Annotated in this window: 9 protein-coding genes; 8 read left to right on the top strand and 1 reads right to left on the bottom strand. The window is 44.5% G+C overall.

The window, feature by feature from the left end; genetic code table 11:
* Positions 1-265: 265 nt before the first annotated feature.
* The 3 genes from lspA (at position 266) to pyrR (ending at position 2,251) form a co-directional block, all read left to right on the top strand.
* A complete protein-coding gene (lspA, locus tag E7204_RS06385) occupies positions 266-709 on the top strand; it encodes a signal peptidase II (RefSeq protein WP_127058759.1) in 444 nt (147 codons plus the stop codon).
* A gap of 65 nt (positions 710-774) precedes the next feature.
* Positions 775-1,722, top strand: a complete 948-nt coding sequence (locus E7204_RS06380; RefSeq protein WP_295182875.1) for an RluA family pseudouridine synthase — start codon at positions 775-777, stop codon at positions 1,720-1,722.
* Between the two features lie 10 nt (positions 1,723-1,732).
* Positions 1,733-2,251, top strand: coding sequence for a bifunctional pyr operon transcriptional regulator/uracil phosphoribosyltransferase PyrR (gene pyrR / locus E7204_RS06375; RefSeq protein WP_127058760.1), 519 nt, complete (start codon positions 1,733-1,735; stop codon positions 2,249-2,251).
* A 158-nt stretch (positions 2,252-2,409) separates the two neighbouring features.
* Here pyrR and E7204_RS06370 read toward each other — a convergent pair whose 3' ends face one another.
* Positions 2,410-3,636, bottom strand: coding sequence for a nucleotidyltransferase family protein (locus E7204_RS06370; RefSeq protein ID WP_295182873.1), 1,227 nt, complete (start codon positions 3,634-3,636; stop codon positions 2,410-2,412).
* A gap of 276 nt (positions 3,637-3,912) precedes the next feature.
* Between E7204_RS06370 and E7204_RS06365 the strand changes: the two genes are divergently transcribed.
* The 5 genes from E7204_RS06365 to E7204_RS06345 all read left to right on the top strand — a co-directional run bounded on the left by E7204_RS06365 (position 3,913) and on the right by E7204_RS06345 (position 8,505).
* Complete coding sequence (locus tag E7204_RS06365; protein WP_295182872.1) at positions 3,913-4,446, top strand: hypothetical protein; 534 nt, start codon at positions 3,913-3,915, stop codon at positions 4,444-4,446.
* A gap of 3 nt (positions 4,447-4,449) precedes the next feature.
* Positions 4,450-5,664, top strand: coding sequence for an acetate kinase (locus E7204_RS06360; RefSeq protein ID WP_127058763.1), 1,215 nt, complete (start codon positions 4,450-4,452; stop codon positions 5,662-5,664).
* A 110-nt stretch (positions 5,665-5,774) separates the two neighbouring features.
* The gene (locus E7204_RS06355; protein WP_295182868.1) at positions 5,775-6,356 is read left to right on the top strand and encodes a Maf family protein; all 582 of its coding nucleotides are present in this window, start codon (positions 5,775-5,777) and stop codon (positions 6,354-6,356) included.
* A gap of 138 nt (positions 6,357-6,494) precedes the next feature.
* Positions 6,495-7,193, top strand: a complete 699-nt coding sequence (gene radC / locus E7204_RS06350; RefSeq protein WP_295182866.1) for a DNA repair protein RadC — start codon at positions 6,495-6,497, stop codon at positions 7,191-7,193.
* A 274-nt stretch (positions 7,194-7,467) separates the two neighbouring features.
* The gene (locus E7204_RS06345) at positions 7,468-8,505 is read left to right on the top strand and encodes a rod shape-determining protein (protein WP_021841684.1); all 1,038 of its coding nucleotides are present in this window, start codon (positions 7,468-7,470) and stop codon (positions 8,503-8,505) included.
* Positions 8,506-8,638: the final 133 nt, after the last annotated feature.

The following is an 8,638-nucleotide window of genomic DNA, read 5'->3' as shown; positions in this document are numbered from 1 at the left end:
TTCGTTAATTGTTAGCACCTTTATTGTATCGGATTTTATTCAATATATCTTTTTTTGTGCAAAAAAAAGTAGGCGCCAAGAGGACACGCAACTAGCGTTTCTCTTTAGCGCCCCAAAATAAATTATAGAACCCTTTTTTATATAGAGTAGACCAAACCAAGCGTTTTATGTCATAATACATAGTAAAGGAAATGCCCTGATGATATGGCGTACAGGCATTTAAGAATAAACTGACTAGACTATAAACTGATAAAGGATGGATAGAGTGTATATTATAATTGGTATTGCATGGTTCGTATTAGATCAATTGACAAAGCAATGGGTGCAGGCATCGTTCCTGCTGGGGGAATCCTTACCGGTCATACCTAATGTCTTTCATTTGACATATATTTTAAATAAAGGCGCGGCCTTTGGCATATTGGCAAATCAGCGGCTTTTTTTCTTGGCCATAGTCGTTGTCTTACTCGGTGTCTTATGGTATTTTCGCCGATATATTTTAAATGGCGATGTATTTACAAAATTGGGGACCGCCTTATTGGTTAGTGGTGCTCTGGGCAATGGCTGGGACCGATATCATTTGGGCGCCGTAGTGGATTTCTTTGATTTTCGCATATGGCCCATTTTTAATGTAGCCGATATCGGGATTTGTGTCGGTGTGGTGCTATTGGCGATTCATGTTTGGCGAACACCGCATGAAGGAGGTAAGTAATGAAATCAGATACTTTACATACTATGGATGAATCTTTGCAAGATATGGATGAAGCTTTGGATACGATGGAAGCAGTGGATGGCAATACAGGGATTGATAAGACTCTTACATTAACTGTTCCGGACGATAAAGAAGGGGAACGACTAGATGTATATTTAACATCGATTATGGAAGGGTCTCGCAGTTATGTACAACAATTGATTAAATGCGGGGCTGTTACGGTTAATCAAAAAGCGGCCAAAAGCAATTTAAAGCTTACGGCCGGTTCAAAGATTTTTGTGGCCGTGCCGAAGCCGCAAGCGGTTGAAGTAAAACCGGAAGATATTCCCCTAGATATCCTCTATGAAGAACACGATATTATTATCATCAATAAACCGCGTGGTATGGTAGTGCATCCGGCGGTAGGTAATTATACGGGCACACTGGTAAATGCTTTATTATTCCATTGTAAGGATTTATCGGGAATTAATGGTGAAATTCGCCCGGGCATCGTTCATCGACTCGATAAAGATACATCGGGCGTCATGATGGCGGCGAAGAATGATTTGGCCCACATCGGTTTGGCTGAACAGGTAAAAGCCCATTCGGCAACGCGTACCTATTATGCATTGGTACACGGCAATATTGTGGAAGAACGAGGCACGATTAAGGCGCCTATCGGACGTCATCCGAAAGACAGAATGAAAATGGCTGTTGTTTTTGAAAACAGCAAGGAAGCGATTACGCATTTTACGGTTGTAGAACGATTCGGCAAACACACCTTGGTTCAATGTGTACTGGAAACAGGCCGGACACATCAGATTCGCGTTCATTTTGCCCATATCGGCCATCCGGTGGTCAACGATCCGTTCTACGGCTATCGTAAGATGGAGTTTCCTATTGAAGGGCAAGCCTTACATTCCTTCAGTTTAGCCTTGAAACACCCTATTTCGGGGCAGGATATGTATTTTGAAGCGCCATTACCGGAGGACTTTTTAGCTTGCTTAGACTATGCTAAAACTCATAATGTATAAGGAGTCAGCTATGCAGGAAAAACGAATTCTAATGGATGAACAGGCTATGATGCGGGCCATTCGCCGCATTAGCCATGAAATTTTAGAACGTAATAAAGGTCTGGAAAATGCACTCATTTTAGGCATTGAACGGCGCGGTATTTATTTAGCGGAGCGCTTACAAGCTCAGATTGAAGCTATCGAAGGCGTGCATATTGATGTGGCAACTATCAACGTGGCTATGTACCGTGATGACAGAACGACCAAGGGCAAAGAAGGACCACCGTTCACGTTAGATACGACGGGGAAATTGGTTATTTTGGTAGATGATGTTCTCTATACGGGGCGAACCATTCGTTCCGCCCTTAATGCCTTAATGGAAGTGGGCAGACCGCGGGCTATTCAATTAGCTGTTCTCGTTGATCGAGGACATCGCGAATTACCGATTCGAGCCGATTATGTGGGGAAAAATATTCCTACGTCTCATATGGAAACCGTGCGCGTAAATGTAAAAGAGCAGGACGGCGAAGATAGCGTTACCATTTCGTAAGCCTGAAAATATGATAATAGCCGGAAACTTCGGTTTATAACAAATAAAAGGACATTGCCTTATTTGGGCAATGTCCTTTTGGTATTTATATTTCTTAACGTCGTATGGGGTATTTATATTTCTTAACGTCATAGCAGCAATATAGAGCCATGAAACATTTATTTTTTTATATACCAAGGGGTAAAGTAGAAGTCTTCGCCACCCTGCCGTTTGGCTGGATTTGTCATGCACAGCTTTTGAAGGTCTGTAGCTCGTTGGTCCAGTGAAGCTAATTCAGCGGTGAGGCCGGAGGCCGTATTTATAAAAGGAGCCCACTTCTGGATGAGGGGCACCGTAAATTCTTTACGCTGCAGCCAAGGTCGGGCTTCATCGGTAAAACCAAGGAGCCGTGCATATGGCGGCCCTTCTGTGTGAGCTTCGTTTTGTAATTCTTGGGTAATGCCAAGCACCGTATAAGAAGCCATGCGATCAAGGCGGGCATAGGAATAACGCTTCGATTTTAATTGTTCACGCGCCTTTGACCAAGATGCTTTTTGACTGACCGAAGCCCAAGTTTGGTGGAGACCTTCTTTAAAATCGGCTAATGCCTCTAATTGAGCTGCCTTTTGTTTTCGGCTTTCGTAGAGCACGAGGTCATAGTACCTGGCTAAATCAGAATAAGCGCCCGATTCGACAGCCTCTTTGTATTCGTTGTGTAAATTAGCTGAAATATAGGGGGATAAGATATCGGTCGGAGGCAAAACGGTGGGCGAGTCGAGACTTCTGATTTGGCGACGCAAGGCTGTGCCGGATGGCCAGTTATTTGCGAGCTTGTCACTATGATGTTCGCCTTCCCGCAAAATGGGGATGATGTTCATCGCTAAGCCATATTGTTGAATGGTTTTGGTGTATTCGAGTCCAAGCAAGGCGTTTGGTTGATTGACGATAGCCGCCGCATCCGGACATTCGCCGATAATAGCTTGGCGTAATGCGGTGCCATAAAATTCACCATTTTTCAGCGCTTCACGACAGGCCGTTTGTACGGTACTGCTCAGGCTAAGGCGGGCGATTTTTTGCAATAAAGAGGCATCTTCCGTTTCGGTGCCGAAAGCGAGGGCGCGGGCTCCTAATAGGTGCAATAATCTGACTCCGCCGGCGGCAAACCGTTCGGCATTGGCCGTAGCGTACACCGTAGGAAGTTCGATGACAGCGTGAGCGCCGTTTAATAGAGCCCAGCGAGCCCTGGTGAACTTGTCAAAAAGAGCCGGTTCGCCGCGTTGCACGAAGGAACCGCTCATAACAACAATGCGCAGTGCATCGGGATAGCGTTTTGCCAATTCTTTTAGTTGATGTTCGTGCCCTTTGTGAAAGGGGTTATATTCGGCAATGATTCCGATACAATTCATAATTCTACTCCTTTGAAAATTTACGTGGTATTTATTTCATTATAGCATAGAATGAGAGGGCGTATTTGCCGCTATGAAGAGGCTTTTTTTAGAAAAAACTTAATTTTTTACAATAAAATTACAGTAAATATACATATGAATAAAAATAATAGTGAATATGTCTAAAAAGAGGCGTGCAAGTAATGGCAAAGAATGGTATAATTTAATCGTACGCTTTACTTGTACAGACGTTTTGAATCGAGGGATATTATGAAGAAATGGTTCACTGTTTTTTGCATGGCTTTGCTGATGCTTGCGATTAGCGGCTGTGGCAGTGATAATGCATTGGATTCTTATAGTTTCGGTCATAAAGTAATTAAGAGCGGCAACTCGGAAATTACCGTTGCCTTGCCTTACGATATAGGCGTTCAGCCTAATACGACCAAAAATGCGTTGGGGTATCCTGTAACGACGTATTTAGGGGCCGATAAAAACTTCTTGGTTTCCATTGAAGCCATCTCCCCGAAAGCGGGTCAACCTTTGCCCACAGAAGCTGCTTATGGTGCTGAATCTAAAGCTTTTTATGAAAAAAGCTTCGGCAACAATTTGACATGGTCGGATGAGATGAAAACGGTAGACGGTGTTCAAGCCTTTACCTCGTCGGCTACACTGGTAGCTAACAAAATCCAAATTCGTTTCTTTCAATACACATTTGCCGATAAAGGTGTATTGTGGAATATAACCTATCAGTATCCTGTTGACAGCACAATGGGAGCTCAGATTTCTGACCTTGTGGTAGGAAAAATTCAAATTACTAAGAAAGAGGGATAAGTAATGAATGTTTTAGTAGTAAACTGTGGTAGTTCTTCTTTAAAATACCAACTCATTGACATGGACAATGAAGCGGTATTAGCTAAAGGACAATTTGAAAAGATCGGTGCGGAAGATGCTATCTTCACTCACAAACGTCCGGATGCTGAAAAGTTGGAACGCGTAGAACCAATTTTGGACCACAAACAAGCGCTTAAAATTTTGCTCGACATCTTGATTGATGCAGAATTCGGCGTAATTTCTTCCATGGATGAAATTGATGCAGTTGGTCATCGTGTGGTTCATGGTGCTGAAAAGTTTGCTGACTCCGTGTTGATTACACCGGCCGTTATGGAAGCTTTAGAAGAATGTGCTAAAATTGCACCGCTTCATAACCCACCAAACATCCAAGGTATCGAAGCTTGCGAAGCTATCATGCCAAAAGTACCTCAGGTAGCTGTATTCGATACGGCTTTCCATCAGACTATGCCTGCTGAAGCATTCCTTTACGGTTTGCCATACGAAGCATACACTGAACTCGGTGTTCGTCGTTACGGCTTCCACGGCACCAGCCATAAATACGTGGCTCAGCGCGTAGCTGAATTAATGGGCAAACACATGAGTGACTTGCGCATCATTTCTTGTCACCTTGGCAACGGTTCCAGTGTGGCTGCTATTAAAGCCGGTCGTTCCATCGATACTTCCATGGGCTTCACGCCATTATCCGGTTTGATCATGGGTACTCGTTGCGGCGATATCGACCCTGCTATCGTACCTTTCTTGATGGATAAATGGGATATGACATACCATGAAATCGATGCCATCATGAACAAAAAATCCGGTGTATTCGGTATTTCCGGTGTGTCCAACGACTTCCGCGTAATCGAAGAAGCGGCTGAAGAAGGCAATAAACGTGCTCAGTTGGCACTTGACATGTTCCACTACAAAGTTCGCTCCACAATCGGTGCTTATGCAGCTGTTATGGGCGGCGTAGACGTAATCGTATTCACAGCCGGTATCGGTGAAAACGGTATTGGTAACCGTGACGCTATTTGTAACGGTCTTGAATACCTCGGAACTCGTCTTGATCGTGAACGCAACAACGTACGCGGTAAAGAAACTGAAATCAGTGTAGAAGGTTCCAAAGTTAAAATCTTCGTAGTTCCTACTAACGAAGAAATCATGATTGCTCGTGATACTAAACGTATTACTGCAAGTCTTGTAATGAAAAACTGGTAATATAATAGTCTGATTTACGATTGTAAAATCTAATGATGATATGCTCGCGCAGTACCTTTCGAGGTACTGCGCGTTGTAGTTTACGGCATATTCGGGGGTAAACATAACTGATGAAAATATATTTGGCATCGGCGTCGCCGCGGCGCCGTGATCTATTAGAACAATTGCATATTGAATTTGAAGTTGTAACGAGTACTTATGAAGAACATAATGAACAGGCGGCCAATCCGTATGAATTGGTAGAAGCTCAGGCTTTGGGAGCACTGGTTCCGGAGACCGGGTGCCAACAAGACTATGTGGTTATCGGCTCTGATACGATCGTGGCTCATAAGGGGCATGTGTTGGGAAAACCGGCTAATGAGAAAGAGGCTGCTCAGATGCTGCGAGAATTGTCTGATGATACACACGAAGTAGTGACCGGGGTGGCGCTTTGCTATTACGATGGGGACAAGCAATTAATTAAGCAAGAGGTGTTTCACGTCGTAACAAAGGTTCTGTTTTACTCGCTTAGTGATGCGGAAATAAATGCTTATGTGGCTACCGGTGAACCACTGGATAAAGCCGGTGCTTATGGCATACAGGGGCAGGGTGCTTACTTAGTAGAGCGCATTGAAGGTTCTTATACGAATGTGGTAGGCCTTCCGGTGGAAGTGGTAGCGCGATATTTACGGCGCATGGGGGCGCCGGACTAACAGCGTAAATTAGCTTAGTGATTTAGGTGCGTGCATTAGCTAAGTGGTTTAGGCCAGTGAATTAGGTCAGTGAATTAGGTCAGTGATTTAGGTCGGTGAATTAGGTTAGTGAAGTAGGTTAGTGATTTAGGGGGATATATGATTAAGACATATACAGGTGTTGTCAGAGAATGGCAGCCATGGCAGAAGCCACGTGAAAAATTTTTAACTTTGGGAGCCGCCGGCGTAAGCACGGTTGAGTTATTGGCAATTTTACTCAGAACGGGGCGACAGGGGTCATCCGTATTGGATTTGGCCAAAGAGGTCCTTGATACAGTAAGCCATGGCGCGTACGGACTGAATGATACGACCGTAGATGCTTTGCAAAAGATTAAGGGAATCGGTCGCGATAAGGCGGTTACCGTTTGCGCAGCTATTGAATTGGGGCGTCGTCTCGGTCAGCTGCGAGTGAAGGAACATTTTGAAGATTTCAGTAGTCCGAAAGCAGTGGCATCCTATATTATGGAGCGTTTGCGTTATGAAAAAGAAGAGCATTTCTGTGCCGCCTTTTTAACCTGTAAAAATAAATTGATTGATGTGGAAACCATCTCAATCGGCGGTTTAACAGGTAGTTTGGCGGAACAGCGCACTGTATTTCGTCAAGCCATGCAAGCCAATGCAGCAAGCCTCATTTTAATTCATAATCATCCGTCCGGTGATCCGGAACCAAGTTCTGAAGATATCGGTATTACCAAGCTGTTTATTAAAGCAGGCAAGCTGATGGGGATTCCCGTATTGGATCATGTTGTTATCGGTGATGGCCGCTATACTAGTCTCTGTGAAAAAGGGCTGTTGTAGATTGCTGAAGTCTTTGGTGAAAAAATCTTTTATAGAAAAAATTGTCTAAACGAATTCACGGTAAATGCTATAATAAAAGGGCAGGCTGCGTATAAAAAGAGAACATCCGACAATGAATTTTTGACCGTGATATGTTTATTTGTAGGGCCTGTTTTTACAAAATACAGCAGTATGAATAGGGCGTGATAATTAGAGAACAAGCGCCGTTTTGGTTGATTTATCCTTACTGCCGATAGTATAATATAGGGATGAGTAAAGTAAGGAGACTAAACATATGATTCGTATTTTTTCGTCCTTAGGACGAGATTTAGGCATAGATATTGGAACCGTGAATACCCATGTACATGTGCAGGGGCGCGGGGTCGTATTGTCCGAACCGTCACTGGTGGCTACCGATACGAAACAGGAAGGTATCGTAGCTGTTGGTGCCGATGCGGAACGACTTTTGCTTAGAACCCCCGATATGCTGGATGAACTTCGCCCCTTGCGGGACGGTTTTATTGTAGATTATCGTGTTATGCTCACTATGTTACGCCACTTCATGAGTAAGGCGTCTCGTACGGTAGGGCGTACCCGTGTTATTATGGCCGTGCCTTGCGGTATTACGGATGTGGAAAAAAGGGCCATGACGGACGCTATTATTCAGGCCGGAGCGCGCGAAGCGTACTTGGTGGAAGCGCCGGTGGCGGCTGCCTTAGGGTGTAATTTGCCGGTATTTGAAGCATGCGGCAGTATGGCTGTAGATATTGGCGGTGGTACCACCGATATCGGCGTTATGTCCTTAGGGGGCAAGGTTATTGCTCACTCCGCACGTATCGGCGGCCATGATTTTAATGAAGCTATATTACAATATATTAAAAATACCTATTCCGTAATGGTCGCCGTAGAAACGGTGGAAGGTATTAAAATGGAACTGGGAACGGCGTTGCCGCCGCAGGAAGAATTGGAAGTTTCTTTCATGGGCCGTGATATTGCCAATGGTCTGATGAAACGAATTATTATTCGTAAATCGGAAGTTTACCAGGTTATGCAAGACACATTACAACGGATTGTGGATGAAATTAAATCCGTTGTGGAACAGACACCGCCGGAATTGGCGGCGGATATTATGGAGCGCGGTATGACTTTGACCGGTGCGACGGCACTTATGGAAGGTCTTGGTCAGCGTATCAGTGAAGAGTTGGGAATTCCTGTGCAGGTACCACCGGAACCGGGGTATGCCGTGGCGGTCGGTTTGGGCCAAGCGTCCAAAGAATTTGCACGGATGGATCGTTTTATTATTGCATCGAAAAATCGGAAAGGAAGGGCGTAATGTTTTCATCAGAACGACGGTTAATAGTCGTAGTAGGGTTATGCTGCGTATTTTTAGCGCTCTTAGGCTATGCGTGGAAACAACGAACTGCTATTCCGTATGTAACGGTACCGCTGGAGCGGGTAACAACGCC

The sequence above is a fragment of the Veillonella sp. genome (assembly GCF_015058545.1).
In the GTDB taxonomy this organism is placed as follows: Bacteria; Bacillota; Negativicutes; order Veillonellales; family Veillonellaceae; genus Veillonella_A.
Note: the sequence above shows the minus strand (reverse complement) of the source record. Positions and strands in the feature narration are given on the sequence as shown.

What these genes read in the sequence shown, in the direction of transcription:
- E7204_RS06370 (WP_295182873.1), bottom strand. Translation starts at nt 3,636, where the DNA reads ATGAATTGTATCGGAATCATTGCCGAATATAACCCCTTTCACAAAGGG.
- E7204_RS06380 (WP_295182875.1), top strand. Translation starts at nt 775, where the DNA reads ATGGAAGCAGTGGATGGCAATACAGGGATTGATAAGACTCTTACATTA.
- E7204_RS06365 (WP_295182872.1), top strand. Translation starts at nt 3,913, where the DNA reads ATGGCTTTGCTGATGCTTGCGATTAGCGGCTGTGGCAGTGATAATGCA.
- pyrR (WP_127058760.1), top strand. Translation starts at nt 1,733, where the DNA reads ATGCAGGAAAAACGAATTCTAATGGATGAACAGGCTATGATGCGGGCC.
- radC (WP_295182866.1), top strand. Translation starts at nt 6,495, where the DNA reads ATGATTAAGACATATACAGGTGTTGTCAGAGAATGGCAGCCATGGCAG.
- E7204_RS06345 (WP_021841684.1), top strand. Translation starts at nt 7,468, where the DNA reads ATGATTCGTATTTTTTCGTCCTTAGGACGAGATTTAGGCATAGATATT.
- E7204_RS06360 (WP_127058763.1), top strand. Translation starts at nt 4,450, where the DNA reads ATGAATGTTTTAGTAGTAAACTGTGGTAGTTCTTCTTTAAAATACCAA.
- E7204_RS06355 (WP_295182868.1), top strand. Translation starts at nt 5,775, where the DNA reads ATGAAAATATATTTGGCATCGGCGTCGCCGCGGCGCCGTGATCTATTA.